Origin of the sequence: Roseobacter cerasinus, assembly GCF_009811755.1 — a bacterium.
Classification (GTDB): Bacteria; Pseudomonadota; Alphaproteobacteria; order Rhodobacterales; family Rhodobacteraceae; genus Roseobacter; species Roseobacter cerasinus.
The window spans coordinates 156,805-182,962 of record NZ_BLIV01000005.1; the positions used below are offsets into that span (position 1 = coordinate 156,805).

At 62.5% G+C, this 26,158-nt stretch carries 30 protein-coding genes; 17 read left to right on the forward strand and 13 right to left on the reverse strand.

What is annotated here, in order from left to right; translation table 11 throughout:
- Nucleotides 1-6: 6 nt before the first annotated feature.
- The 9 genes from era to rpoZ form a co-directional block, all read right to left on the reverse strand.
- On the reverse strand, nt 7-915 hold the full coding sequence (era, locus tag So717_RS13810) for a GTPase Era (RefSeq protein ID WP_159978273.1): 909 nt from the start codon (nt 913-915) through the stop codon (nt 7-9).
- A complete protein-coding gene (gene rnc / locus So717_RS13815) occupies nt 912-1,598 on the reverse strand; it encodes a ribonuclease III (protein WP_159978275.1) in 687 nt (228 codons plus the stop codon). The genes era and rnc overlap by 4 nt, the downstream gene beginning before the upstream one ends.
- The gene (gene lepB / locus So717_RS13820) at nt 1,595-2,434 is read right to left on the reverse strand and encodes a signal peptidase I (RefSeq protein WP_159978277.1); all 840 of its coding nucleotides are present in this window, start codon (nt 2,432-2,434) and stop codon (nt 1,595-1,597) included. The genes rnc and lepB overlap by 4 nt, the downstream gene beginning before the upstream one ends.
- A 337-nt stretch (nt 2,435-2,771) precedes the next feature.
- Nucleotides 2,772-3,176, reverse strand: a complete 405-nt coding sequence (acpS, locus tag So717_RS13825) for a holo-ACP synthase (RefSeq protein WP_159978279.1) — start codon at nt 3,174-3,176, stop codon at nt 2,772-2,774.
- Complete coding sequence (locus So717_RS13830; RefSeq protein WP_238840936.1) at nt 3,173-3,790, reverse strand: LysE family translocator; 618 nt, start codon at nt 3,788-3,790, stop codon at nt 3,173-3,175. Before So717_RS13830 ends, acpS begins: the two co-directional genes overlap by 4 nt.
- On the reverse strand, nt 3,790-4,539 hold the full coding sequence (locus So717_RS13835; protein ID WP_159978281.1) for a pyridoxine 5'-phosphate synthase: 750 nt from the start codon (nt 4,537-4,539) through the stop codon (nt 3,790-3,792). The genes So717_RS13830 and So717_RS13835 overlap by 1 nt, the downstream gene beginning before the upstream one ends.
- 39 nt (nt 4,540-4,578) lie before the next feature.
- Nucleotides 4,579-5,250 (reverse strand): DUF2062 domain-containing protein, encoded by a 672-nt coding sequence (locus tag So717_RS13840; RefSeq protein ID WP_159978724.1) that lies wholly within the window; start codon nt 5,248-5,250, stop codon nt 4,579-4,581.
- An 81-nt stretch (nt 5,251-5,331) separates the two neighbouring features.
- Nucleotides 5,332-7,491, reverse strand: a complete 2,160-nt coding sequence (locus So717_RS13845) for a RelA/SpoT family protein (RefSeq protein WP_159978283.1) — start codon at nt 7,489-7,491, stop codon at nt 5,332-5,334.
- Nucleotides 7,492-7,524: 33 nt separating this feature from the next.
- Complete coding sequence (gene rpoZ, locus So717_RS13850) at nt 7,525-7,878, reverse strand: DNA-directed RNA polymerase subunit omega (protein WP_159978285.1); 354 nt, start codon at nt 7,876-7,878, stop codon at nt 7,525-7,527.
- Between the two features lie 251 nt (nt 7,879-8,129).
- Here rpoZ and So717_RS13855 point away from each other — a divergent pair, with 251 nt between their 5' ends.
- Nucleotides 8,130-8,795, forward strand: coding sequence for a Rossmann-fold NAD(P)-binding domain-containing protein (locus tag So717_RS13855; RefSeq protein WP_159978287.1), 666 nt, complete (start codon nt 8,130-8,132; stop codon nt 8,793-8,795).
- Between the two features lie 13 nt (nt 8,796-8,808).
- Here So717_RS13855 and folK read toward each other — a convergent pair whose 3' ends face one another.
- Complete coding sequence (folK, locus tag So717_RS13860; protein WP_306439506.1) at nt 8,809-9,426, reverse strand: 2-amino-4-hydroxy-6-hydroxymethyldihydropteridine diphosphokinase; 618 nt, start codon at nt 9,424-9,426, stop codon at nt 8,809-8,811.
- 97 nt (nt 9,427-9,523) lie between these two features.
- On the opposite strand from folK, the gene So717_RS13865 reads away from it, so the two are divergent.
- From So717_RS13865 to So717_RS13925, 13 genes are all read left to right on the forward strand, one after another.
- Entirely contained in the window at nt 9,524-10,078 is a 555-nt protein-coding gene (locus So717_RS13865) for a LabA-like NYN domain-containing protein (protein WP_159978289.1), read from the forward strand.
- 130 nt (nt 10,079-10,208) lie between these two features.
- Nucleotides 10,209-11,159 (forward strand): 4-hydroxy-3-methylbut-2-enyl diphosphate reductase, encoded by a 951-nt coding sequence (ispH, locus tag So717_RS13870; RefSeq protein ID WP_159978291.1) that lies wholly within the window; start codon nt 10,209-10,211, stop codon nt 11,157-11,159.
- Nucleotides 11,156-11,770 (forward strand): LysE family translocator, encoded by a 615-nt coding sequence (locus So717_RS13875; protein WP_159978293.1) that lies wholly within the window; start codon nt 11,156-11,158, stop codon nt 11,768-11,770. Before ispH ends, So717_RS13875 begins: the two co-directional genes overlap by 4 nt.
- Nucleotides 11,767-12,216 carry a DUF3429 domain-containing protein gene (locus So717_RS13880; RefSeq protein WP_159978295.1) on the forward strand — a complete coding sequence of 150 codons (450 nt, stop codon included), beginning with the start codon at nt 11,767-11,769 and terminating at the stop codon, nt 12,214-12,216. Before So717_RS13875 ends, So717_RS13880 begins: the two co-directional genes overlap by 4 nt.
- Nucleotides 12,216-12,809: a class I SAM-dependent methyltransferase gene (locus So717_RS13885; protein ID WP_159978297.1), complete on the forward strand. Its 594-nt coding sequence runs from the start codon at nt 12,216-12,218 to the stop codon at nt 12,807-12,809. The genes So717_RS13880 and So717_RS13885 overlap by 1 nt, the downstream gene beginning before the upstream one ends.
- Nucleotides 12,802-13,266 (forward strand): ribonuclease HI, encoded by a 465-nt coding sequence (rnhA, locus tag So717_RS13890; RefSeq protein ID WP_159978299.1) that lies wholly within the window; start codon nt 12,802-12,804, stop codon nt 13,264-13,266. The genes So717_RS13885 and rnhA overlap by 8 nt, the downstream gene beginning before the upstream one ends.
- Nucleotides 13,259-13,660 carry an NUDIX domain-containing protein gene (locus So717_RS13895; RefSeq protein WP_202981913.1) on the forward strand — a complete coding sequence of 134 codons (402 nt, stop codon included), beginning with the start codon at nt 13,259-13,261 and terminating at the stop codon, nt 13,658-13,660. The genes rnhA and So717_RS13895 overlap by 8 nt, the downstream gene beginning before the upstream one ends.
- Nucleotides 13,657-14,280: a trimeric intracellular cation channel family protein gene (locus So717_RS13900; protein ID WP_159978303.1), complete on the forward strand. Its 624-nt coding sequence runs from the start codon at nt 13,657-13,659 to the stop codon at nt 14,278-14,280. Before So717_RS13895 ends, So717_RS13900 begins: the two co-directional genes overlap by 4 nt.
- A 187-nt stretch (nt 14,281-14,467) precedes the next feature.
- Nucleotides 14,468-16,093 (forward strand): peptide ABC transporter substrate-binding protein, encoded by a 1,626-nt coding sequence (locus tag So717_RS13905; protein ID WP_159978305.1) that lies wholly within the window; start codon nt 14,468-14,470, stop codon nt 16,091-16,093.
- A 49-nt stretch (nt 16,094-16,142) separates the two neighbouring features.
- Complete coding sequence (oppB, locus tag So717_RS13910) at nt 16,143-17,066, forward strand: oligopeptide ABC transporter permease OppB (protein ID WP_159978307.1); 924 nt, start codon at nt 16,143-16,145, stop codon at nt 17,064-17,066.
- A gap of 3 nt (nt 17,067-17,069) precedes the next feature.
- Nucleotides 17,070-17,984, forward strand: coding sequence for an ABC transporter permease subunit (locus So717_RS13915; protein WP_159978309.1), 915 nt, complete (start codon nt 17,070-17,072; stop codon nt 17,982-17,984).
- A gap of 3 nt (nt 17,985-17,987) precedes the next feature.
- The gene (locus tag So717_RS13920) at nt 17,988-18,956 is read left to right on the forward strand and encodes an oligopeptide/dipeptide ABC transporter ATP-binding protein (protein WP_159978311.1); all 969 of its coding nucleotides are present in this window, start codon (nt 17,988-17,990) and stop codon (nt 18,954-18,956) included.
- Nucleotides 18,953-19,960 (forward strand): oligopeptide/dipeptide ABC transporter ATP-binding protein, encoded by a 1,008-nt coding sequence (locus So717_RS13925; protein WP_159978313.1) that lies wholly within the window; start codon nt 18,953-18,955, stop codon nt 19,958-19,960. The genes So717_RS13920 and So717_RS13925 overlap by 4 nt, the downstream gene beginning before the upstream one ends.
- 58 nt (nt 19,961-20,018) lie before the next feature.
- Here the strand turns inward: So717_RS13925 and So717_RS13930 are convergent, their stop codons facing one another.
- From So717_RS13930 to So717_RS13940, 3 genes are read right to left on the reverse strand one after another with little or no spacing between them, the layout of a single operon-like run.
- Nucleotides 20,019-21,041 carry an ABC transporter substrate-binding protein gene (locus tag So717_RS13930; RefSeq protein WP_159978315.1) on the reverse strand — a complete coding sequence of 341 codons (1,023 nt, stop codon included), beginning with the start codon at nt 21,039-21,041 and terminating at the stop codon, nt 20,019-20,021.
- Nucleotides 21,011-22,390, reverse strand: coding sequence for a sensor histidine kinase (locus So717_RS13935; RefSeq protein WP_159978317.1), 1,380 nt, complete (start codon nt 22,388-22,390; stop codon nt 21,011-21,013). The genes So717_RS13930 and So717_RS13935 overlap by 31 nt, the downstream gene beginning before the upstream one ends.
- Nucleotides 22,387-23,055 (reverse strand): response regulator transcription factor, encoded by a 669-nt coding sequence (locus So717_RS13940; protein WP_159978319.1) that lies wholly within the window; start codon nt 23,053-23,055, stop codon nt 22,387-22,389. Before So717_RS13940 ends, So717_RS13935 begins: the two co-directional genes overlap by 4 nt.
- Before the next feature lie 105 nt (nt 23,056-23,160).
- On the opposite strand from So717_RS13940, the gene So717_RS13945 reads away from it, so the two are divergent.
- The 3 genes from So717_RS13945 to So717_RS13955 are packed head-to-tail and all read left to right on the forward strand — an operon-like array spanning nt 23,161 to nt 26,127.
- On the forward strand, nt 23,161-24,129 hold the full coding sequence (locus So717_RS13945; RefSeq protein WP_159978321.1) for a Bug family tripartite tricarboxylate transporter substrate binding protein: 969 nt from the start codon (nt 23,161-23,163) through the stop codon (nt 24,127-24,129).
- Nucleotides 24,129-24,620 carry a tripartite tricarboxylate transporter TctB family protein gene (locus So717_RS13950; protein ID WP_159978323.1) on the forward strand — a complete coding sequence of 164 codons (492 nt, stop codon included), beginning with the start codon at nt 24,129-24,131 and terminating at the stop codon, nt 24,618-24,620. Before So717_RS13945 ends, So717_RS13950 begins: the two co-directional genes overlap by 1 nt.
- Nucleotide 24,621: 1 nt before the next feature.
- Nucleotides 24,622-26,127 carry a tripartite tricarboxylate transporter permease gene (locus So717_RS13955; RefSeq protein WP_159978325.1) on the forward strand — a complete coding sequence of 502 codons (1,506 nt, stop codon included), beginning with the start codon at nt 24,622-24,624 and terminating at the stop codon, nt 26,125-26,127.
- Nucleotides 26,128-26,158: the final 31 nt, after the last annotated feature.

The window sequence follows — 26,158 nt, forward strand, 5'->3', positions numbered from 1 at the left end:
ATCGGATCAGCTGTTTCCATCTCCAAAGTCCAGCCCCATCTCGGTGTAGCGCTCCGCCTCGTCCAGCCAGTTCGGGCGCACTTTGACCTGCAGGAAGAGATGCACCTTGCGGCCCAGAAACTCTTCCAGCTCTTCGCGCGACGCCTTCGACACCGCCTTGATCGTCTCGCCCTTGTGGCCCAGCACAATCCCCTTGTGCCCGTCGCGCACCACATAAATCAGCTGATCGATCCTGGCGGAGCCGTCCTTGCGCTCCTCCCAACTCTCAGTCTCGACGGTCAACTGGTAGGGCAATTCCTGATGCAGACGCAGGGTCAGCTTCTCGCGCGTCATCTCGGCAGCAATCATGCGCATGGGCAGATCCGCAATCTGATCCTCGGGGTAAAGCCAGGGCCCCTCAGGCAATTCCTCTGCCAGCCAGCCGCGCAGGGCGTCCACGCCATGCCCTTTCTCGGCAGAGATCATGAAAGTCTGCGCAAAAGGGTAGCGGTCGTTCAAATCCTTGCTTAGCCCCAGGAGAACCTCAGACTGCACCCGGTCGATCTTGTTAATGGCCAGGGCAACCTTGCGCCCCTCGCCGATATCCACAAGGCCGTCCAGAATACGCTCCACCCCTTCGGTCACGCCGCGCTGCGCTTCGATCAAAAGCACGATGACGTCCGCATCCGCCGCCCCACCCCAAGCCGCCGCGACCATGGCGCGGTCGAGCCGCCGGCGCGGTTGAAAGAGGCCCGGCGTGTCCACAAAGACGATCTGCGCGTCGCCTTCCAAGGCCACGCCCCGGATGCGCGCTCGCGTGGTTTGAACTTTGTGCGTGACGATGGAGACTTTCGCGCCGACCATGCGGTTCAGCAAGGTGGACTTGCCCGCATTGGGCTCTCCAATCAGGGCCACAAACCCCGCGCGCGTGCTCATGCCGATTGCTCCAGCGCGGAGAGCAGATTACCTGCGGCCGCCTGTTCCGCCTGCCGCTTGGACCCTGCGGTCGCCTCGCGACGCTCACCTGTTTCAAGCTCGGCGGCGATGGTGAATACGGGCGCATGGTCTGGCCCGGCCCGCGACACTTCGACATAGGAGGGCGGCTGCAACCCGCGGGCCTGGGCCCATTCCTGCAGCGCGGTCTTTGCGTCCCGCGCATCCTCATCGACGTTTTTCACGCGGTCGCCCCACAACCGCAGGATCAGCGTTTTGGCTGTCTCAAACCCGGCATCAAGGTACACTGCGGCCAGCACCGCCTCAATGCTGTCCCCCAGAAGCGCTTGCTTGCGGCGCCCGCCCGACAGCATCTCGGAGCGCCCCAGCCGCAGAACCGCACCCAGATCGATCTGGCGCGCGACATCGGCACAGGTTTCCTTGCGGACCAGCGCATTGAACCGCGGCGCCAGCTGTCCTTCCGTCGCGCCTGTGTCGAGCTTCAGCAAGGCTTCGGCCATCACCAGCCCCAGAACGCGGTCGCCCAGGAACTCCAGCCGTTGGTTGTCGTCCCGGTTGGCCGAGGACATCGAGGCATGCGTGACCGCCTGCGCAAGCAGTTCGGGGCGCTTGAACGTATGCCCGAGGCGGTCCTGAAAGGACTTGAGTTCGGCAGAGAGCTTCACTCGACCGCCTTGAAGAAACGGTCACCCCGCCACGTCCAGAAAAACAGCATTGACCGCCCGGCGGATGAGAACATGATCCGATCCGCGCGCCCGATGAGGTTTTCGTAAGGCACAAAACCCACGCCCTGGACCTGCTGGGCCAACCGGCTGTCAGCAGAGTTGTCGCGGTTGTCGCCCATAAAGAAATAGTGGCCTTCCGGCACCCTGTAGACGCCGGTCCGGTCAGAAGCCTGAGGGGCAATATCAAGCACGATGTGTTCGGTCCCGCCGGGCAAGGTCTCGATGAAGCGGGTTTTCTGGCAGACACCACCGTCCCCAACGGGGCCATTGGCGCAGCGGGGCCTGCGGCCTTCGGGGCCCTGCGGCTCCATGATCTCTTCAAACACGCCTGCGGGTTCCTGCGGGGCTGCGGCGCCATTGATAAAGACCACACCGTCCCGCATCTGGATGCTGTCGCCCGGCAGACCGATCAGCCGCTTGATATAGTCGCGGCCCGACACTGGGTGTCGAAAGACAACCACATCGCCGCGCTCCGGTTCGCCGCCCAGCAGACGGGTGTTGTCGCCGTCAAACATGCCGCAGATATCCTTGGCATCCACATTGATGCCAAAGCGCGGCATGATCAGGCTGGGGCAGGAGGCGTAGGAATAGCCGTAAGCCATCTTGTTCACAAAGAGGAAATCGCCAACCAGCAGCGTCTCTTTCATCGAGCCCGAAGGAATCCAGAACGGCTGAAAAAAGAGGGTGCGGAAGACACCGGCAATCAGCAACGCATAGACGATGGTCTTGATCGTCTCCACAATGGCGTTCTGCTTTTTCTCTTCTTTGGCGGCCATCGGGCGCTCCCACTGATTGATCTGCGCCTAAATGCGGGTGGGAGAGAGGCGAGTCAAGGCAGCCCCGTGCACCCCGCATCTCCCCTACCGCTGGGTTCCATACAAATGTCCGTGTGAGCTGCCGGTTTCAGGCAAACTAGCGTGGATCAAAGCAGAATGAGACGCACCCTCCCCTCAGGCTGCAAATCAAACGCCGGTCGTGCCGCCTGCCCCCCGGCGGGCACCGCCGGGCAGCGCCTGCTCCCCCCTCGATGGGGGGACGGGCGCTTCCTGCCCGCGCTGGCACCCGCAAACGACCCTTCAGATCAGAGATAAACCAAAGACTTGGCCCGGTGCGCTAAGGCGCAACAATCCGCGCTTCGATCACCACAAAGGCCTGCGCCCAGGGGTGATCGTCTGTGAGGGTCACGTGGATGATAGCTTCATGACCGGCCGGTGTCATCCGGTCCAGTCGCTCTTTCGCCCAGCCGGTCACATGCATCACCGGCTGGCCGGTCGAGAGGTTGCTGACGGCCATGTCCTTCCAGGCGATGCCCATGCGCAGTCCTGTGCCAAGCGCCTTCGAGCACGCCTCCTTGGCCGCCCAACGTTTGGCATAGGTGCCCGCCACATCGCGGCGCCGCTCTGACTTGCGTTGCTCGACCTCGGTGAAGACGCGATTGCGGAACCGGTCGCCAAAGCGATCCAGCGTACCCTGAATGCGCTCGATATTCGCGAGGTCTGTGCCGATGCCGAGGATCATCGCGTCAACGCGGACCTCAGCATGCCCAGACCGGCCAGGGCAAAGAGCCCGGCGACCACGCCCTCCAGCCAGCGCCGCAAACGCTGATAGATCCGCAGCGCGGGACCTGCGGAAAAGAGCACGGCCCAGACGAGGTAGTTGGCCAGGCCGATCAGCGCGCAGACAAAGGTGGCGATCCCGACCGCGCCCACCCCCGCATCAGCATCGAGCCCCATGGCAAGTGCTGCCATCCAAGCAAAAACGGCCTTTGGATTTGAGAGGTTCAGCAGCACCCCCTGGCGAAGCCAGCGGGCGCTTGTGGCCGCCGGTTTGACATCCGCCATCCGGCGCGCGGCAGATCGCCCGGACTGCCAGGCCAGCCAGAAGAGGTAGCCAGCACCGATGAGCTTGAGCGCAATCAACGCCTTTTCCGATGTCTGCAGAACGGCGCCCAGACCAGCTGCTGCAAGCACGCCCCAGACGGCGAGGCCAACCGACAGACCCACCCCAAACTGAAGCCCTGCCCGGCGCCCATGCCGCATCGACACCAGCGCGCAACCCAGATTTGCAGGCCCGGGTGAGGCGGCGACGATGAAGAAGGCTCCGGCGACGGTGAGAAGCGTGCCGATATCCATCAGGCCCGCGCCTCATCCATCAGGCGGCGCATTTCCTTGATCGCGGGGTCCAGCCCGAGAAATATGCTTTCGCCGATCAGGAAGTGGCCAATGTTCAATTCCCGCACTTCGGGGAAGGCAGCAATAGGCATCACCGTGTCATAGGTCAGCCCGTGGCCCGCATGCACCTCCAGCCCCAGTGAATGAGCGAAAGTCGCCATCTCACCCAGCGCCCTGAGCTCATCGTGATGGGTGTCAAGCTCGCCGTCCGCATAGGCATCGCAATACGCGCCTGTATGCAGCTCGATCACTTCGGCGCCGATGCGGTGCGCGGCTTCGATCTGGCGCTGGTCTGCCGCAATGAAGATCGACACACGGCACCCGGCGCCCCGCAACGGTGCAATGAAATGCGCCAGGCGGTTTTCGTCACGCGCCACATCCAGCCCGCCTTCGGTGGTCCGCTCCGCGCGCTTTTCAGGCACGATGCAAACCGCGTGCGGTTTGTGGCGCAGCGCGATCTGCTGCATCTCGTCGGTCGCGGCCATCTCGAAGTTGAGCGGCACGGTCAGCACCTCCATCAGCCCGTCGATGTCCGCGTCCGAGATATGACGCCGGTCTTCGCGCAGATGGGCTGTGATGCCGTCAGCGCCGGCCTGTTCTGCCAGTCGCGCGGCCCGCAGCGGGTCGGGATAAGCGCCACCGCGTGCATTGCGCACAGTGGCCACGTGATCGATGTTGACGCCGAGGCGCAGTTTTTCCTGATTGGCCATGACTGACCCCCCATTTGGGCGTGGATTTCAACCCACGCGTTAGTCCCCGGCTGGATGTTCCGCTTTGCGCTTTGCGTCTGCCTTTGCAGCAGCCTTGGCCTTGATGGCGTCCAATTTTGCCTTGATCATACCTTTACGGCGCGTCTGGTAAACCCGGATCACAGGCACCGAGAGATAATAGCACAAGCTCGCAAAGAAAATCCCCGGCAGGATGCCTCCCACAAGGTAGGGAAAGAAGATCTCATCATAGAAAATGCTCAACCGCGTCCAATCGGCCCGGGCGTCGGTAAACATCGCGATGAAGTTGTCTTTCAGATCCGCAGCGGCGTCGGCAAACTTGCCCACAAACGAGCGGTGCATGCGCTCATCCACGTGATCTCCCAGCAGCCAGTGCCCGGTCGAGAGCGCCGCGACCCCAATCGGCACATAGGTGAGCGGGTTGCCAAAAAAGGTGCCCATCAGGGCGGCAATCACATTGCCGCGCAGAACGAAGGCCAGCCCGGCCGCGATAAAGAAGTGAAACCCGTAAAACGGCGTGAAGGCGGCGAAGACGCCCGCCCAGATGCCACGGGCGATGCGCTCGGGACTATCGGGCAAACGCCGCATGCGGTGTTTGACATAGTGGAAGGCGCGCGCCCATCCCCCGCGCGGCCAGAGAAACTCCGCCACTGCACGAGGCCAGCTTTTGGGATCGCGGCGTTTGAAAACCACCGGGCGAAGTTCCTCTTTCACTATCCTGCGGGGGCGCCCGCCCCCGCAGACAGCCCCGAAATCACCACCATCGCAACCGCATCAGACAGGCGTCTCGACGGCCCCCTGCGCGAGATTGCGCGCGCGGGAAATGGCGGCCACGTCGCTTTCGGCTTCCACGGTCAGCATCAGCGAATGCAAATGTGCCACATCCCTCAGTTCGACATAAATCAGAAGACGGTAAAAGTCAGGTTTCCTATCGATAAATTGCAAATCTGCAATATTCGCACGAGTTTCACCGATCAAGGTGCAAATACGCCCCAGGGTGCCTGCATCATTATTAAGCGTTACGTCCAATGTGGTGCCGTAAACCGTGGAATGCGGGCCCTCGTGCCAGCGCAGGTCGAGCCAGCGGTCAGGCTGGTCCTCATAGGCGCTCATCCGGTCGCAGTCGATGGCGTGCACCACCACGCCGCGCCCCTTGAAGGTGATCCCCACAATCCGCTCGCCAGGCAGCGGCTGGCAGCAAAACGCGCGTTCGAACGACTGCCCCGGTGTCAGGCCGATCACCGCGCGTTGCGCATCCACACGCTCTCCCGATTTGGGTGTGAGGTCCGGGTAGACCGCCTGCACAACCTCGCGGCCCGTGATCTCGGCACTGCCCAGACGGGCCAGCAGATCCGCGCGGTTCTTGAACCGCATATGCCGTGCAGCCGTGCTGAGCGCCTTGTCCGTCGCCTTGCGCCCCACATGCTCAAAAGCCGAGCGTGCAAGCTCGCGCCCCAGCTTGACAAAGCGGGCGCGGTCCTCGTCGCGCAGCGCACGGCGAATGGCCGACCGGGCCTTGCCGGTGGTGGCAATGTCGAGCCAGGTGGCCTGCGGGCTTTGCCCTTCGGCCGTGATAATCTCGACGCTCTGCCCGTTCTTCAGACGCGTCCAGAGCGGCACGCGCATATGGTCCACCTTGGCGCCGACGCAGGCCGTGCCAATGCGTGTGTGGATCGCAAAGGCGAAATCTATTGGCGTGGCGCCGCGCGGCAGCTTCACGACCTCGCCTTTCGGTGTGAAACAGAAGACCTGATCCGAGTACATCTCCAGCTTGACCGCTTCGAGAAAGTCCTGATGGTCTTCTTCGGCGTCAAACTGTTCGGTCAGTTGGGTGATCCACTTGGCGGGATCAACCGCAAAGGGGTTCTGGCTGCGCACCCCGTCGCGGTAGGACCAATGCGCCGCCACGCCCGTCTCCGCCACATCATGCATCTGCGAGGTGCGGATCTGCACCTCGACCCGTTTGCCGTCCCGGCCCGAGACGGTGGTATGAATCGAGCGATACCCGTTCGATTTCGGCTGGCTGATGTAATCCTTGAAGCGCCCTGGCACCGCGCGCCAGCGCTGGTGAATCGCCCCAAGCGCACGGTAGCAATCCTCTTCCGTGTCGGTGATCACGCGGAAACCGTAGATGTCCGAGAGCCGCGAGAAGGTCTGCTCCTTCTCCTGCATCTTGCGCCATATGGAATAGGGCTTCTTGGCGCGGCCAAAGACTTCGGCCTCGACCCCGGCCTTGTCGAACTCCAACCGCATGTCGCCGGTGATCCGCTGGATCACATCGCCGGTTTCGCGCTGCAGGTTGATGAACCGGCGAATGATGCTCGCGCGACCCTCGGGGTTCAGCACACGAAAAGCCAGATCTTCCAGCTCCTCGCGCATCCACTGCATGCCCATCCGGCCCGCAAGCGGCGCAAAGATCTCCATGGTCTCGCGGGCCTTCTGCGCCTGCTTGTCAGGACGCATCGCCTTGATCGTGCGCATGTTGTGCAGCCGGTCTGAGAGCTTGACCAGGATCACCCGCAGATCCTTGGACATCGCCATGAACAGCTTGCGAAAGTTCTCGGCCTGTTTGGTCTCGGTCGAATTGAGCTGCAGGTTGGTCAGCTTGGTGACCCCATCGACCAGCTCGGCCACTTCCTTGCCAAAAAGCTCCGCCACCTCAGCGTAGGAGGCTTTGGTGTCTTCGATGGTGTCATGCAGCAGCGCGGTGATGATCGTGGCGTCATCAAGTTGCTGTTCAGTCAGGATCGCCGCAACCGCAACCGGGTGGGTGAAATAAAGCTCACCGGAATGGCGAAACTGCCCGTCGTGCATCGCGCGGCCATAGTCATATGCCGCACGGATCAGCGCTTCGTTCGTCTTTGGGTTATATTTGCTAACGAGGCTGACCAGATCATCCGCAGTGATTTCGATCTGGTCCAGCGTCGTTGTCATCCATCAGCCTTTTGGATCGGGACCAGGCTGCCTTCAGCCTTGACCCTGTGCTGCCATCAGCTGCCGCAGCAGCGCCTCTTCGGACATGCTGTCCTCTTCGGGCTTGTCCTGCTCGGCTCCCATCAGAAGCGCCATTGCGTCTTCTTCCGGCTCGTCCACTTCGATCTGGTTCTGGTTGCTCTCGATCAGGCGCTCGCGCAGCTCATCGGTGCTTTGCGTCTCATCGGCAATCTCGCGCAGCGAGACGACCGGATTCTTGTCGTTGTCCCGGTTCACGGTGATTGCAGCGCCCGAAGAGATTTCGCGCGCACGATGCGCGGCCAACATCACCAGTTCGAACCGGTTAGGAACTTTATCGACGCAATCTTCAACGGTGACGCGGGCCATGGAACACTCCATTGATCGGGGGTGGGTCAGAAGGTGCCTATTTAGGCGGCTTTCCCCTGATATACAAGCGCCTAATGTGCCGTCCCGCCTGACCGCCGGGCGACGCTTCAGGCGCAAGGACGGGCCGCAAACCGCGATCCGGCCAACCCGACACCCAAAAGCACACATTGACGCCACCGGTGATTGCACCAAAGACTTGGCCGCGACAGCGCTTAAGCGCCGCCTTCCCCCAACGCGCGGAGACAAGTTTCATGAAGAAGAGTTTTCTGATTGTCGGCGGCACGGCTGGCCTGGGGCTTCATCTGGCCACACAGTACAAGGCCGATGGGCACACTGTTGCCATCGCCGGGCCTGACGACCCAGCCGTATCGGGCATCGCGTTTCATAAGCTGTTCGTGGCAGCGGACACAAGGCAAGTCGCAAAGGATGTCGATCGTCTGCTGGCCGGGACGGAGATGATACATACGCTCATCTTTATTGCCGATCACCGCGCGTGCGGTTCCATCGACGACCTGAACGACGAGGATCTTTACCGGACTGTGACCTATGGGCTGCTGATGCCGATGATGCTGGTTCAGCGGCTGAAAAAGCGATCAGACTGGCCGCTCAAAGTCATGCTGGTCACCTCCGATGCTCAACACATTCCTTTTGCCGATGCGCCAGCGGACTGCGCCGCTCAGGCCGGTCTCGGAATGCTGGGGGCAGCTCTGGTCCGGGATCTGGCTCTCGGCAAGGTGCTTGTCGCCTCTCACTCCGGGGACAGAACCGGTATGAGCACGGCTGACGCAGCCTGGACCGCCCGGGAGATTGTCGCGGTGTCGGGCGGGGCGTTCAAATGCAAGACTGCAAAGCTGGACCCGGGTTTGCGCAGGGTCGAGGTCACCGCCTGTCTGAACGCGCAAATGGCCGCGATCTAGGCGGGCGCTGCTCTCAGCCTTGGGGAAGTGGCTGCACCTGGGCAATGTCTTCGGTCGGCAGCGCCGCAACCATCTGGCGCACGGTCAGGCCCAAAGCAGGATGCACCCAGTCAGGCGCCACATCAGCCAGCGGGACCAGCACAAACGCCCGCTCCTGCACCCGAGGATGCGGCAGGATCAGCTCTTCCGGAGCCGCATCCACCTGCTTCTCCAGCGACAAACCCCGCCATTTTTCATGGGTTTCCGCGTCAGGCAGCAGCAATTCGCCCATGCCGATCAGGTCCAGATCGAGGGTGCGGGCCTCCCACCTCTTGACACGGGTCCTGCCATGCAGCGCCTCGATGTCATGCAGCCCTTTGATCAACTGCTGTGGAGGCAGGTCCGTCTCGACGCCAAGTGCCGCATTTACATAGTCTGCTCCGTTGCCTGGGGGAAAGGCCGGCGTCTGATAAAGACGGCTTTGACCGCGAATCACTCCCAGCTTCTTTGCAACCGCAGCAATACCCGATTTTACGGCCTGCGCGGGGGTGCCCTCCCGCGATGCGCGATTTGACCCTAGGGCAATCAGCGCAATTGTCAGGGTTGGCGGCAGTTTTTCGCTCGATTTAGAGCGGAGTGTATCTTGCGGCAAGATTAAAAACCCCTATTTTTGAACTGATCGGTTCGCCTAATAGATAATGAAACTGTTTCGTGAGCACCAGCGACCGGCCCCATCGGAAGGACCAAAAATGTTTTACAAGGACGAACGGCTTGCGCTGTTCATCGACGGCTCGAATCTCTACGCCGCGGCGAAGTCACTGGGCTTTGACATCGACTACAAACTGCTGCGTCAGGAATTCATGCGTCGGGGCAAGCTGCTGCGCGCGTTCTACTACACGGCTCTTCTGGAGAATGATGAGTATTCGCCCATTCGCCCTCTGGTTGATTGGCTGAACTACAACGGCTTCACAATGGTGACCAAGCCCGCGAAGGAATACACCGACAGCATGGGGCGTCGGAAGGTCAAGGGAAACATGGACATCGAGCTTGCCGTCGATGCGATGGAGCTTGCACCACGGATTGATCATATTGTGCTGTTCTCCGGTGACGGGGACTTCCGCCCGCTGGTTGAGAGCCTGCAGAGGCAAGGCGTTCGCGTATCAGTTGTATCAACAATTCGCAGTCAGCCGCCGATGATCTCTGACGATCTGCGCCGCCAAGCGGACAACTTCATTGAGCTGGACGAGCTCAAGGAAGTGATTGGCCGTCCGCCCCGCGATATGCCGGATGCGGCCAACGGCTGAGTCCGACCCGGCATCCGCGTCGGTCTGATCTGCATATTTATTGAACAATGAAGAAGCGACCCGGCAGGGCGCTCTGGACGGCTGCGGTGCGAGACGGTAGCTAGGTCTTGAGCTGACGGGAGGGCCACCGATGACCAAGCCGCCATTGACCTTGTATCTGGCCGCACCTCGCGGGTTTTGCGCGGGCGTCGACCGGGCGATCAAGATCGTTGAGATGGCCTTGGAGAAATGGGGCGCGCCCGTCTACGTGCGCCACGAGATTGTACACAACAAGTTCGTGGTGGATGGGCTGCGCAACAAAGGCGCCGTTTTTGTCGAAGAGTTGGAGGAGTGCCCCGACGACCGACCCGTCATCTTCTCTGCCCACGGGGTACCCAAGGCGGTGCCCGCTGCCGCCGCCGCGCGCGAGATGATCTATGTCGACGCGACCTGCCCTCTGGTCAGCAAGGTGCATATCGAAGCCCAGCGACATTCCGACAACGGTTTGCAGATGATCATGATCGGTCACGCAGGCCATCCTGAGACCGTGGGCACCATGGGGCAATTGCCCGAAGGCGAGGTCCTGCTGGTCGAAACCGTCGAGGATGTGGCGGACATCAAGGTGCGCGACCCGGGCCAGTTGGCCTATGTGACGCAGACCACGCTGAGTGTGGATGACACGGCGGATATCGTCGCCGCGCTGCAGGCGCGCTTTCCGGCCATCGTTGGCCCGCACAAAGAAGACATCTGTTACGCCACCACCAACCGGCAGGAGGCCGTGAAGGCCATGGCGCCGAAATGCGACGCGATGCTGGTGGTCGGCGCGCCCAATTCGTCGAACTCCAAACGCCTTGTCGAGGTCGGCGCGCGCGCGGGCTGCCAATATGCGCAGTTGGTGCAGCGTGCGACGGACATCGATTGGCGCGCCCTTGAGGGCATCCGCAGCATTGGGATCACAGCAGGGGCCTCCGCGCCCGAAGTCCTGATCAACGAGGTGATGGACGCCTTCTCCGACCACTATGACGTCACGCGCGAGCTGGTTGAGACCGCCGTTGAAAACGTCGAGTTCAAGGTGCCGCGCGTGTTGAGGGTGCCCGCATGATTTCGCTGCAGTTTCTTCTGACCGCGATTGTCGTCGTGCTGGCGCCGGGCACCGGGGTCATCTATACGCTGGCCCTTGGGCTTGGTCAGGGGCGAATCGCCGCGTTTTGGGCCGCCTTGGGCTGCACCTTCGGGATTGTGCCTCACCTTGCTGCGGCAGCGCTGGGGCTGGCAGCGGTGCTTCACACCTCGGCCGTGCTGTTTGCCATCGTTAAATTCGCAGGTGTCGCTTATCTGCTCTACCTCGCCTGGCAATCGCTGCGCTCGGGTGGTGCACTGGCGATCTCGGCAAACCGCAAGGTGGAAAACGGCTGGCGCATCGCGCGGCGGGGCGGGTTGATCAACATTCTGAACCCCAAACTCTCGATCTTTTTCCTGGCGCTGCTGCCACCGTTTCTCTCTGGCAACGCGGCCACTGCGACGCTGGAGATGAGCCTGCTCGGTGGCATCTTCATGGCGCTGACCTTCGCCGTGTTTGTGCTTTATGGCCTGTTTGCTGCGCAGGCGCGCAGCTGGCTGCTGGGCTCGGAGGTGGTGATGCGCTGGCTCAACCGCTCCTTCGCAGCCATTTTTGCGGCCCTCGCAGGCCGTCTGGCGCTGGAACGGGCATGACCCGCATTCCGATGGCACCGCTGGTCCTCGGGTTGGCAGGGCTCATCCCCTTCGTCTGGGGCGCGGCCACCTACATCAACGCGCCGCTCGCCAACTGGGGCGCTGGCGCGCTGGGGTCACGATTTGTCGGGCCATATGTCCAGCTGTTCTACGGCTCGGTCATCCTGTCGTTCATGTCGGGCGTGCTCTGGGGCTTTGCGACCAGAGCCAGCGGCTCGCAGGCGGCGACCGGCTATGCGCTTTCAGTCATCCCGGCACTCTGGGCCTTTTTCATGACGGGCGGTGGGCCAACCACGGCGGCAATGAACCTGATCTTCGGGTTTCTCGGTCTGCTGGTGCTGGACTTCGCCTTCTCCCAATGGGGGCTGACACCGCGCTGGTGGATGTCATTGCGGATGCTTTTAACGACCGTCGTGGTGGCATGCCTCGCAGTGACGGTGATCTGATGAGCGACGCGGAAACCCTGAAGGTTTACGCCGCAAAGGCCCAGGACTATGCGAGCATGGTCACAGATAAGGCCGCGAAAAACCCGCAGCTGGCCGCTTTCATCGCGGCCTTGCCGGAGGGCGGTCATGTACTGGATCTGGGCTGCGGGCCTGGGAACTCTGCCGCCGAGATGGCGAGAGCTGGCCTGCAGGTCACGGCCTTTGACCCGGTACCGGAGATGGTGGCGCTGGCTGGTCAATATCCCGGCGTGCGCGCGCGTCTTGCCGGGTTTGATGATGTCACCGGTCACGATCTCTATGACGGGATCTGGGCGAATTTCTCACTGCTGCACGCCCCGCGCGCCGATATGCCCCGGCATCTGGACGCGATTGCGGCAGCGCTGAAGCCCGGCGGGCGATTTCATATTGGGATGAAGACCGGCAGGGGCGCGCAGCGTGACCCGATCGGGCGGCTCTACACCTATTATACCGATGCGGAGCTGACGGGGCTGCTGGAGGACGTGGGGCTGACGGTCACGGAGCGCACAACGGGCCGCGAAAAGGGCCTTGACGGTGTTGAAGCCGACTGGATATGCCTCGCCGCTCATGGCTGAGCTTTTTGCATACACCGATGGTGCCTGTTCCGGCAACCCCGGCCCCGGCGGCTGGGGCGTGCTGCTGCGCGCGATGGACGGTGAGACCATCGTGAAGGAACGCGAGTTGAAAGGCGGCGAGCCTGAGACCACGAACAATCGCATGGAGCTGCTGGCCGCGATCCATGCGCTGGAGAGCCTGAGCCGCCGCAGCACCATCACCATTGTGACCGACAGCAACTATGTCAAAAACGGGATCACCGGGTGGATCTTCGGCTGGAAGAAGAACGGCTGGAAGAACGCGGCGAAAAAGCCGGTCGCCAACGCCGAGCTGTGGCAGCGGCTGGATGCGGCGAATGCGGCCCATGATGTGACCTGGACCTGGGTGAAGGGGCACGCAGGCCACCCCGAGAACGAGCGTGCGGATGAGTTGGCGCGCGCAGGCATGGCGCCCTTCAAGACATCGACCCGTGCGTGAGGTCGCCTGCCCGGTCGCGCTGCATCTCGACGGGGTGCCGCGACGGATCGCAGCGTTTGAACATCCTCAGGCCGGTCTGCAACTGGTGAAAGGCGGGATCAGGTCAGGCGAACGGCCCGAGCATGCTGCCGCACGTGAGCTCTTTGAGGAAAGCGGGTTGGAGACGCGGGCGGCCATCTCTCTTGGCGAAAGCACGAAGATTGACGCGGGCGCGCGCTGGCACGTCAGCCTCTGCCGTTTGGCCGGGCCTCTGCGCGACAATTGGCAACACCATTGCGCCGATGACGGCGGGCATCTCTTTCGGTTTTTCTGGCTGGAACTGGACGCAGCCCTGCCCGAGGGATTTGCACCGCCCTATCGGCGGGCAGTGGACTGGATCAGAGGCCAGCTATGACCCTGATCGCCCTGCTGGACTATGCCTCGGTTTTCATCTTTGCGCTCACCGGCGCGCTGGTCGCCTCGCGGCAACAGCTTGATCTGGTGGGCTTTGCCTTTGTGGCCTGCCTCACGGCGGTGGGCGGTGGCACGGTGCGTGATGTGCTACTCGACCGCAACCCGGTCTTCTGGATCGCACAGCCAAGCTATATCGGCGTGGCCTGCGCGGCGGCCCTGCTTGTGTTCCTGACCGCCCACCTGTTTGAAAGCCGCCTGAAAACACTGATCTGGCTCGACAGCTTTGCGCTGGCCGTGGCGGTCCCGGCGGGCACGGGCGTCGCGCTGTCGCTGGGGCAGCCGGTTCTTGTGGTGGTGCTGATGGGCACGATCACCGGCTGCATGGGCGGCCTGTTGCGCGACGTGGTGCTCGACGATGTGCCTTTGGTGCTGAAACAGGGCGAGCTCTACGTGACCGCCGCCTTCGCAGGTGCCCTAACGGCAGCCTTGGCGAGACCTCACTTTCCCGATGCGCTGGTGCCCCTGATGGTCTGCGCGGGCGTGACCTGGGCACTGCGTGCGGGCTCCTTGGCCTTGGGCTGGCGCCTGCCCGTTTACAAGAGCCGTCCGCCACGCGGGTAGATGTCACGGGGAGCGATCCGCCCCACTGACGCATCTTTGATCTGCATCGGAGCTTTGTTGCCGATCCGCCTGATCCTTGCCACGTTGTGAGTGTACAATCGCTGCGTTTGCGACAATCCTATGCAACTATATGGCGAATAATAGTCAAGCTGAACGATGCCATACCAACACAAAACGGGAGAATAAGATGACCAAATTTCGAATTTTGGCGACCACAGCGCTGTTGACACAAACGGCTTTCGCACCGGCCTGGGCCGCAGAGACACATCCGGTGACAGGAGAACCGCTGGCCGCCGATCAGACCTTCGAATATCGGCTTTTGGATCAGTTTCCATCGATCGACCCGCAGCTGATCGAGGAAACCGTCGGTGGCCACCTGGCCCGGCAGCTGTTCGAGGGGCTGCTAACCCAAAACGCAGACGGCACCCTGCGTCCCGGCGTGGCGGAGGAGTGGTCCTCCGAGGACAACCAGACCTGGACCTTCAAGTTGCGCGAAGACGCGCGCTGGTCCAACGGAGACCCGGTCACTGCACAAGACTTCGTCTTTGCCTGGCAGCGCGCGGCTGACCCCGCCACGGCGTCCGAATACGCGTGGTATGTGGAACTGAGCCAAATCACCAACGCCTCTGCTGTGACCTCCGGCGAGGCCGACCCCTCAGAGCTTGGCGTGCGTGCCATCGATGACCGCACGCTGGAGGTCTCGCTCGCGCGGCCCCTGCCCTATTTCCCGCAGATGACCGTGCATTACACCTTCATGCCGACGCATCCGCCCACAGTCGAGGCGCATGGAGCAGCTTGGACAAACCCGGCAAACATCGTCTCCAACGGCGCTTATGTGCTGGAGGATATGGCCGTGAACGAGTTCGTGCGCCTTGTCCAGAACCCGGAGTACTGGGGCGCCGAAGATGTGATCATCACCGAGATCACCGGCTATGTGATCAACGACGCCAATCAGGCGCTCAACCGGTTTCAGGCAGGCGAGTTCGACATGATGGATGACCTGCCCGCGGGCAGCTATCCGCGGCTTGAGGAAGAGATGCCGGATGTGGCGCATTCGGTGCCCCGGCTCTGTTCCTACTATTACACGGTGAACCAGACCGAAACCGGCCATGAGGCGCTACAGGATCCGCGCGTGCGCACCGCGCTGAGCTACATGATCAACCGCGATGTGATCACCGATCAGGTGCTGAAAGCGGGTCAGGCGCCCGCCTATAGCTTTACCCACTGGGCCACCGCCGATTTTGAGCTGCCGGAAATCGACTACGCCCTCTGGAGCCAGGAAGAGCGGATGGAGAAGGCCAAGGCCTTGATGGAGGAGGCCGGCTACGGCCCCGACAACCCGATCGAGCTGGACTTGATCTACAACACCTCGGAAAACCACAAGCAGATCGCCACCGTGGTCAGTCAGATGTGGCGACCTTTGGGCGTGACCACCAAGCTGAGCAACTATGAATGGCAGTCCTATCTGGAGATCCGGGGCAACCAGAACTTCGATATTGCCCGCTCCGCCTGGTGTGGGGACTACAACGAGGCCTCCACCTTCCTCGACCTGCTCACCACGCGGAACGCCAACAACGATGGCAAGTATTCCAACGAGAAGGTTGACCAGCTGATGTTGGACAGCGTGACCATGTCGGACCCACAGCCGACCTATGCCGAGGTCGAGAAGATCCTCGCCGAGGACATGGCCGTTTTGCCGATCTACCACTACACGCAGAACTTCGTGCTGGACCCGACCATTCGGAACTGGCCGACTGAGAACGTGGAAAACAATTGGTACGTGCGCGACATCTACCGCGTCGCCACAGACTAAGACGCAGCGGAGCGGGTGACAGCGCCCGCTCCGCCGTTAGACTGACCTCATGTCTTTTTATATTCTCAAGCGCCTGTTGGTCGCGATCCCGGTTCTGCTGTTCCTAATCGTGTTCACCTTCGTGCTGATGTATGCCGCGCCCGGAAGCCCCTTCGCCAGCGAACGGGGCATCCCGCCCGCCGTGCTTGCCAACCTTCAGGCGCAATACGGGCTGGATCAGCCCTTTCACATCCAGATCTGGCGCTATCTGGTGGCGCTGGTCACCGAGTTCGATTTTGGCCCCTCCTTCATCTACCGCGATCAGGATGTGAACAGCCTGATCGCCCAGGGCTTTCCGGTCACGCTGACCTATGGGTTCTGGAGCTTTGTCGTCGCCGTCTTGGTTGGCGGCGCGCTTGGCATTCTGGCCGCCGTGCGGCACAACACCTGGCTCGACTATCTCGCCGTGGGCGTTTCCATCGGCGCGCAGGTTCTGCCGAATTTCGTGCTGGCCCCGATCCTAGTGCTGACCTTCACGCTCTGGCTCGGCTGGTTGCCGGGCGGCGGTTGGCAAGGCGGGCAATGGCAATTTGTGGTGCTGCCGGTGATTGCGCTCTCCACCAGCTATATGGCGTCGATTGCGCGCATCGCCCGAGCCTCGATGCTGGAGGTGCTGACCTCGAACTACATCCGCACCGCCCGCGCCAAGGGGCTGCCTGCGCGGCGTGTCATCCTGCGCCATGCCCTGAAACCGGCGCTATTGCCGGTGATCTCCTACCTTGGCCCAGCCTTCGTGGGCATGATCACCGGCTCGGTGGTGATCGACATCTATTTCTCCACCGGGGGCATCGGACAGTTCTTCGTCGCCTCCGCGCTCAACCGCGACTACGGCGTGATGATGGGCATCACCATCCTGCTGGGGGCGCTGACGATTCTCTTCAACCTGCTGGTCGATGTGCTCTACGCCTGGATCGACCCCAAGATCAGGTACTAGGCCATGTTCGCAACCAAATCCGTGGCGGACGATCTGGCAACCGCACCGCTCAAGGGCCGCTCGCTCTGGGCGGATGCGCGCGCACGGTTCTTTCATAACCGGGCGGCGGTGACGGGCCTGATCGTGCTGATCGCCGTCGCATGTTTCGCCATCATGGGGCCGTTCATCGCCCCCTGGAACAACGAAGACATCGACTGGAACGTCCTTGGCAATGTGCAAACGGGCGGACGCCCCTCGCTGGAGACGGGGCATTGGTTCGGCACCGACGCGCTAGGGCGCGATCTCTTTGCGCGCACGGTGCAGGGCACGCAGATCTCGCTGCTGGTGGGCATCGTCGGCGCGCTGATCTCGGTCATCGTCGGCACGCTTTACGGGGCAGTTGCGGGCTATTTCGGCGGGCGCATCGACAATGTGATGATGCGCGTCGTCGATGTGTTGATGTCGATCCCCTATATGTTCGTGCTGATCCTGCTGCTGGTGGTCTTTGGCCGCTCGCTTTTCATGCTCTTTGTAGGCATCGGGCTGGTCAGCTGGCTCGATATGGCGCGGATCGCGCGGGGCCAGACCCTGACGTTGAAGGGCAAGGCCTATATCGAGGCGGCCCGCGCCACCGGCGTCCGCCCCTTCACGATCATCCTGCGCCATATCATCCCGAACCTGCTGGGCGTCGTGATCGTCTATGCCACACTGCTGGTCCCCTCGATGATCATCTACGAGAGCTTCATCAGTTTCCTGGGCCTCGGCGTGCAGGAGCCTCTGACCAGCTGGGGCGCGCTGATCAATGATGGCGCGGCGGAGATGACGAATGGCACGCTGTGGATGCTCACTTGGCCGCTGCTTTTCTTTGTGATCACGCTGTTTGGTTTCTTCTTTGTGGGCGACGGGCTGCGTGACGCACTGGACCCGAAGGATCGCTGAGATATGAGCCTTTTGGAAATCACAGACCTGACGGTCAGCTTCGACACCCCGGACGGCACGGTGAAAGCCGTGAACGGCATGACCCTGTCGCTGGAGGCCGGAGAGAGCCTTGCCATCGTGGGCGAGAGCGGCTCGGGAAAGACGCAGCTGGCCTTTGCCACGCTGGGGCTTCTGGCCAAGAACGGGCGCGCGGCGGGGTCGATCCGCTTTGACGGGCAGGAGATCCTGAACCTGCCCGAAGCACAGTTGAACGCCATTCGCGCCGATCAGATCGCAATGATCTTTCAGGACCCGATGACCTCGCTCAACCCCTACCTGCGCGTGGGCGAGCAGATGGCCGAGGTGCTGATGCTGCACAAAGGAGCGTCGCGTCGCGATGCGATGACAGAGAGTGCCCAGATGCTCGACGCCGTGCGCATCCCCGATGCCCGTGCGCGGCTGCGCATGTACCCGCATGAGTTCTCAGGCGGCATGCGGCAGCGGATCATGATCGCCATGGCGCTGCTCTGCCGGCCCAGGCTGTTGATCGCCGATGAACCCACAACAGCGCTGGATGTGACCGTACAGAACCAGATCATGGACCTGATGGGCGATATCCAGCGCGACTTCGGCACCGCACTCATTCTGATCACGCATGATCTGGCGATTGTCGCAGGGTCCTGCCAGCGGACGTTGGTGATGTACGGCGGACGGGTGATGGAGATGGGGGCCACCGATGACCTCTTTGAGGCACCCTCCCACCCCTACACGCGGGGCTTGCTGAACGCGGTGCCACGGCTCGATGTGCCGCAGGAGATGCTGCAGACCATCCCCGGCGACCCGCCGGACCTGACCGCCCTGCCCGCAGGCTGCCCGTTCAGCCCACGCTGCCCGATCCGCCATGGTCCTTGCGCGGATATCATGCCCTCACTGGACGGGTTTGCCGCCAGGCGCCTGCGCGCCTGCCACGCAGACCGGGAGGCGGTGACGTGAGCGCGCCACTGCTCGACATCCGCGACCTGAGCGTCACCTTCTCCATCACACGGCAGGGCGGCTGGCCCTGGAGCGCACCGCACCGCCTGCAAGCGGTGAGAGGCGCGTCGCTGACGCTGGCACCGGGGCAAACGCTGGGGCTCGTGGGGGAAAGCGGATCGGGCAAATCCACACTGGCGCGTGCGATTGTCGGCACGGTTCCCGCCAGCGAAGGGCAGGTTTTGTGGCGTGGGAAAGACATCGTCAGCATGACCGCCGAGCAGCACCGCAACCACGGGCGCCATGTGCAGATGGTGTTTCAGGATCCGCTGGATGCGCTCAACCCCCGCATGACCGTGGGGCAGATCGTCGCTGAACCGCTGCGCACCCATTTCCCCAACCTCTCCAAGGCCGAGATCCACCGCAAGGTCGGCGCGATGATGGAACGCGTCGGCCTGCTGCCTGCGCTGATCAACCGCTACCCGCATGAGTTTTCGGGTGGGCAGTGCCAGCGCATCGGCATCGCCCGCGCCCTGATCACCGACCCCGAGTTGGTGGTCTGTGATGAACCTGTCAGCGCGCTGGATGTCTCCGTGCAGGCGCAGGTGGTGAACCTGCTGCAGGAGTTGCAGCGCGAGATGGGGCTGGCGCTGCTCTTCATCGCCCATGATCTGAGCGTGGTGCGGCATATCTCGCACCGGATCGCGGTGATGTATCTGGGCCGGATCGTCGAGGTTGCCGAGGCAGAGGAGCTCATCGAAAACCCGCGTCACCCCTATACGAAAGCTCTCATCGCCTCCGTTCCGATCCCCGCCCCCAAAGCGGAACGCGCGCGCCATCGACCGGTGCTGCAGGGCGAGCTGCCCTCGCCCATGTCGCCGCCCTCAGGCTGCGTGTTTCGTACGCGCTGTCCAATTGCGCAGCCCAATTGCGCCGATGCCCCGCCAGCGGTGCAAAAGCTCGACGACACCCATTGGGTCGCCTGCCCTTACCACGCAAATACGGACAAGCCGGTGCAAATCTGACCAAGGCTGCACCCGGGCCGCCGCGGCACAGCGCAAGGATCCGGAGGAGCCAGATCGGTTAGTCCTGCTCGATGGAGCTGGCCCAACTGCGCAGAAAAGTGTCGCGGCGCAACCGGTCGAGGAACACCAGCAAGCCGGGGCCAAGCCGGATCGGGCGGATCACCCGTTCATCTGCGGCAGAAGCGCTCACCACCGGCGGCAAGCCTGTTGCGGCAACAAGATCGGGCCGCAGTCGCAGCCCCGCGAGGAAATCGATCATCAGCCCCGCGGCCTGCGGCGCCTGCGCAGTCTGCGGGATAAGAGCGGTGCGCAGCATGACCGAAACAAAATCATCCATCTCCACGATGCGCACCTCTGGCGTATCCGTCAGGCGCGCGCGTGCATAAGACCCCAGCACGTTATAGGCCAGCGCCAGTTCGCCCCGCGCCACCGCGTCGATCATCTCGCTAGAGCAACAATAAAGCTGCGTGTTGAGCCGCCCCATGATCTCCGTCAGTCGCCAGAAACTCTCTGTGTTGCGCGAATCCTGCGTGGCAAAGAGGTAGCCCGCGCCCGACACCCGAATGTCATAAGTCCCGATCCGGCCATCAAACACCTCCGGGTGGGCGCGCAGCAGGGTGATCAGCCCTTCGCGGTTCTTGGGCGCGGCCAGCGTCTCGAAGACCTGCGCGTTCAGCACCAGAACCGCAGGCTCCTGCGTGAAGGCAAAGACCTGATCCCCCCATTTGGCCCAGGGCGGCAAGGCGGCGGTCGCATCCGAGGCATAGCGCTGCGCCAGACCGTCATTGGCCAGCTTGGTCTGCAGATCCATCGCCGAAGAAATCGCCAGATCATACGCCGCCCCTTCCTCATAGAGCCCCGCCATCACCTGCGCCGAACTGGCCACATCATAGGTGATCGCAATGGGGTAAATGGCCTGAAACGCGGTAATGATCGGCTCGAACACATCTGCGTCCGCCGTGGACAGAATCCGCAATTCGGACCCACCGGGCACGGGATAGCTGCGGCTTTCCTCGATCTCGAAGGCGCAAGCCAGCACGGCCCAGAGGCTCAGGAGCAGGGCAAGACAAGTGTGACGCATGCGCCGGGTCCTTCCATATTCGGCGTGATTTCGAGCGATCCACCATGAGCTTCGGCCACGTCGCGCACGATGGTGAGACCAAGACCGGACCCCACCACATCCTCCACATTGGAGCCCCGCGAGAAGCGTTCGGGCATGCGGGCGACGTCTTCGGCCAGGAACCCGCGGCCCTGGTCGCTGACCTCCAGGCGGCAAAGGACGCCGGGGACAAGCCGCACGGTGATTTCCGTGTCGGCCGGCGAGTATTTGATCGCATTGTCGAGCATATTGCGTACCGCGTTCTGCAGCAGGATCGTATCGCCCTGCACCCGCAACTCGGTCGTGGACAGATCGAGCGTGATCACGATGTCCTTGAGGTCCGCCGTGGGCGAAAGCCGGTCCACCGCGTCGCGCAGCAGCTCAACCGGATCGATCTCTTCGGTTTCCAGTTGGTCCGAGCGCAGCGTGACCATCGCATGATCGAGCAGTTGCCCAGCGGAGCGGGAACTTTCATCCACCGCCCGGATCATCTGGCGCAGGGCGGCGCGGTTTTCCGGCTTTTCCATCTGCAGATGCACCATCTCGGCCTGCGTGCGCACGGTGGCCAGCGGTGTGCGCACCCGGTGTGCGGCCTCCACAATCAGGTCTTCGGACCGCGTGAGGGCCGACCGCAACCGTGCGATGAACCCGTTCAGCCCCCCCACAAGCGGGGTCAATTCGGTTGGCGTCTCGGCCGTCACGGGGCGCAAATCACGCGGGCCACGCCGACGCACCGCCTCTGTGAGGCGGCTCAGCGGCGCCAGCGCATTCTGCGCCGCAAAGGTGCTGAGCGCCGTGGCCGCAAGAAAGAACACCACGCCAATCGCCGTCGCCGTGGTGGTGATACGTGAAGAAATCGCAGCAAGCCCTCGCCGCGTCTGCGCCACAACAACGTCCACGCGGTGCGGGCGGTCAACATTCAACGCGCGCTGGACGACGACAGCGCGCACCGTGTCGCCCCGATAGAGATAGGTGGCAAAGCGCGGATCGCGCCCTGCGCCGCGCGCCTCAGGCACCGGCAAGTCCTCATAGCCGGTCAGCGTCTCGCCATCGAGGATCACGTGGTAGAAGACCCGATCCTCACTGACCGTGCCCAGCATCGAGAGCGCGGAATAGGGAATTTCCACCCGCACAACGCCCGCATCCGTATAGACCGCATCGGCGATGGAGGTGGCAGACGCCGCGAGGATATTGTCCTGCGTGGCCTCGGTCGCCCGTTCCGCCACCACTCGCAGCGCAAGGAAAAAGACCACCGACAGCAACGCCGCCACCAGCGCCAGCTGCACCACCAGACGGCGGCGGATGGAACTTGGCGCGCGCGCAACGGTCATTCGCGGCGCACCATGCGGTAGCCTAAGCCGCGCACCGTCTCGATAGTGGCCTGCGTCTCGCTCAGCTTGCGGCGCAAGCGTCCCACATAGACCTCGATCGCATTCTCCGAGACGTCATCGGCAAAGGAAAACAGCCGGTCCATCAGGTGCGACTTGGAGAATATCTGACCAGGTGCCGCAAAGAACACCTCCAACAGACGCATCTCGCGATTGCGCAACTGTTCGGAACGCTGCCCTGTCGTAATTGTGCCCGCATTCGAATCGAATATGAGCCCTGCGAATTCCTTTTTGTTGTCTGCGGCGCCGCCCAGGCGCCGCATCACGGCGCGGGCGCGCGCCTCTAGCTCGGCAAAATCAAAAGGTTTCGTGATGTAATCATCGGCCCCGAGATCCAAAAGCCCCACCCGGTCCGATACCTCCGACCGGGCGGTCAGCACGATCACCGGTGTGGGGTTGTCCGCCCCCCGGTGACGACGCAAAAACTCCCGCCCATCCCCGTCAGGCAACATAATATCCAGTAAAATCAGATCATAAGCCACCGTGCGTGTGGCCAGCTCCGCATCCGCCAGATTGCCGGCGTGATCGACCACATGACCATCGACCGCAAAGCGCCCCGCAAGCGCGCGGGCCAGATCGGCGTTGTCTTCGACCAGCAAAAATCTCATTTCGGCGCACTCAATCTTCCGACGTGACAGGTTCGTGTCAGGTTCTTACAGTCATGTGACCACACGAAACGAGTGCAAACTCGTCAAGTCAAATGGGAGGAACCAATGACAAAACGCTTTTTCAAGGCGCTCATGACGGGTGCCGTGTTGTCTGTTGGCGTGGCCGGTGGCGCCACGGCGGCGGAATGCATCGCACCCGCAAACCCCGGCGGCGGCTGGGATTTCACCTGCCGTCAGATCGGCAAGATCATGTATGACATCGGCGCGGTCGACAAACCCGTGCAGGTTACCAACATGCCGGGCGCAGGCGGCGGTCTGGCCTACAACCACGTGGTCTCTGAGCGTGCGGATGATGGCGATGTGATCATCGCGGCCTCCTCGGCCACAACCACGCGTCTGGCACAGAACGCCTATGCGGGCATGACAGCGGATCAGGTCCGCTTTGTGGGTGCCATCGGGGCCGACCCGGGCGTGATCGCCGTCGCAGCTGACAGCGACTATCAAACCCTTGGCGATCTGGTAGAGGCGATCAAAGCCGATCCGGGCTCGGTCGCCTTTGCAGGTGGCTCCGCCGTGGGTGGCTTTGACCACCTCAAGCCGCTGATGATCCTGAAAGAAGCGGGATTCACCGACATCACGAAGGTGAAATACATCGGCGTGGATGGTGGCGCGGATGCGATCACCCAGACTGTGGGTGGCTTCACCCAGGCCATGACGGGCGACATGTCCGAGATCGTCTCCTTCCTGAACAACGGTGACATCCGCGTGGTCGCGGTGCTGACCGAAGAGCGGGTGCCGGGCTTTGACGACATCCCCACCGCCAAGGAGCAGGGCTTTGACGTGGTCGCGGTGAACTGGCGTGGCCTCTACGTGCCCAAGGACATCTCGGACGAACAGTTCGACGCATGGGCCGGCAAGCTGCAGCAGGTCGCGGACAGCGACGCCTGGGCACAGGCCATGGTCGACAATGGCCTGGCTCCCTTCACCAAAGTGGGCGGCGACTTTCAGGCTTATGTTGACGGCCTCGTGGCCGATATCAACGCCATGTCCAAAGAGCTGGGAGTGCTTCAGTAATGGCCTCGGACCGGATTTTTGGTCTGGTCTGTCTGATCACGGCGGTCGCGTATATCGCGGCTGCCACCCAGATCCAGACGAACCTCTTCTCGGGTGAATTCCTGCCCAAGCTCTTCCCGCTGATGATCGGCGGCGTGGCGGCGCTTTGCTCGCTCACCATCATGTTCCGCCCCGACCCTGACCCGAACTGGCCGGTGGCGCGCACATGGGGTGCCATGGCCATCGCGGTGCTGGTGCTCTGTGTCTATGCAGTGATGATCACGCCGCTGGGCTTCATCCTGCCCACAGCGATTGCCGCAGGCATTCTGAGTTATCAGATTTCACCCAACGTGAAACCTGCCATCGCAGCGGGCGTGGGGCTGTCCCTGGGGCTGTTTGTTCTGTTCAAATTCGCGCTTGGGCTCGGCAATATCGTCGCCTACAAGGTGCCGACGGCGGCCAAGCTTTGGGATGCGTTCGCAATTCTTATTCCATTTGTCGGGGGGCATTGAGATGGATATCCTTGCCAATCTCGCGCTCGGGTTTTCCGTGGCGCTCTCGCCCTTCACGCTGTTCCTCGCGGTCTGCGGCTGCTTTCTGGGCACCATCATCGGCGCGCTGCCCGGTCTGGGCCCATCGAACGGCGTGGCGATCCTGATCCCCATCACCTTTACACTCGGGCTCGATGCAACGTCCGCACTGGTACTGATGACCTCCGTCTACTACGGCGCGATGTACGGCGGGCGGATTTCTTCGATCCTGCTGAACATCCCGGGGGACGAGCCCGCGTTGATGACCACGCTGGACGGCTATCCGATGGCCAAGCAGGGCCGCGCAGGCGATGCGCTGGTGCTCTCCGGTGTCGCCTCCTTCGTCGGTGCCTTGCTGGCGACCGTGGGCCTGATGTTCCTCGCGCCGACGCTGGCACGGGTGGCCTTCTACTTCGGCCCGGCGGAGTACTTCGCTCTCTATCTCTTGGCCTTCTGCACGCTCGGCGGCATGGCCTCGAACAATCAGGCCAAGGCGGCGCTGGCCGCCTGCATGGGGCTCGGTATCGCCATGATCGGGGTGGACAGCTCCTCCGGCCTGCCCCGCCTGACCGGTGGCAACCTGCACCTCTTCGACGGGATCGATTTCCTGGTGGCCATTGTGGGCCTCTTCGCCATCGCAGAAGTCTTCTTCTTCATTGAAAGCCATGGCAAGGGCTCCTCCATTGGCGTGAAACTCGACAAGGTGCGCATCCCCTGGAAGGACATCATGTCCACCAAATGGACGATGCTGCGCGCGTCTTTTGTGGGGTTCATCGCGGGCATCCTGCCGGGGGCAGGCGCCTCGCTGGGCTCCTTCCTGGCCTACATGTCGGAGAAATCCATCGCCGGTGAGAAGGGTGGCTTTGGCACAGGTGTGGCCAAGGGTGTGGCGGCCCCTGAGGCGGGGAACAACTCTGCCGCAGGCGGTGCTCTGGTCCCCATGCTGACGCTGGGCGTGCCGGGGTCCGGGACCACTGCGGTGCTACTGGCGCTTCTGATGACGCTGAACATCACGCCTGGCCCCACGCTCTTTACCGAGCGAGCGGATGTGGTCTGGGGTCTGATCGCCTCGCTGCTGATCGCCAATGTGGTGCTGCTTTTGATGAACGTGCCGATGGTGAAGATCTTCGTGAAAATCCTGTCGGTACCTGCCTGGGTGCTGCTGCCAGGGGTCACGATGATCTCCTTCGTTGGTATCTATTCGCTCTCGGGCAGCTATTTCGATCTGCTTCTGATGGTGGGCTTCGGAGTGCTGGGCTACATCCTGCGCAAGCTGGACGTGCCGACAGTGCCAGTGATCCTCGGTATCCTGCTGGGCGGGAACATGGAGGACGCACTGCGACGCGCCATGACCCTGTCAGACGGTGACCCCACCTATCTCTTCTCCAGCCCCATCGCCATCGGCCTCTGGGTGGCCGCCATCGCGGGGTTTGTCGCGCCAATGTTCCTGCGCAACATCTTGAAGAAACCGCAAGCGGTGACCGACTGATGGACGGCGCAGCCGTCCTGCCCGGCTTTGC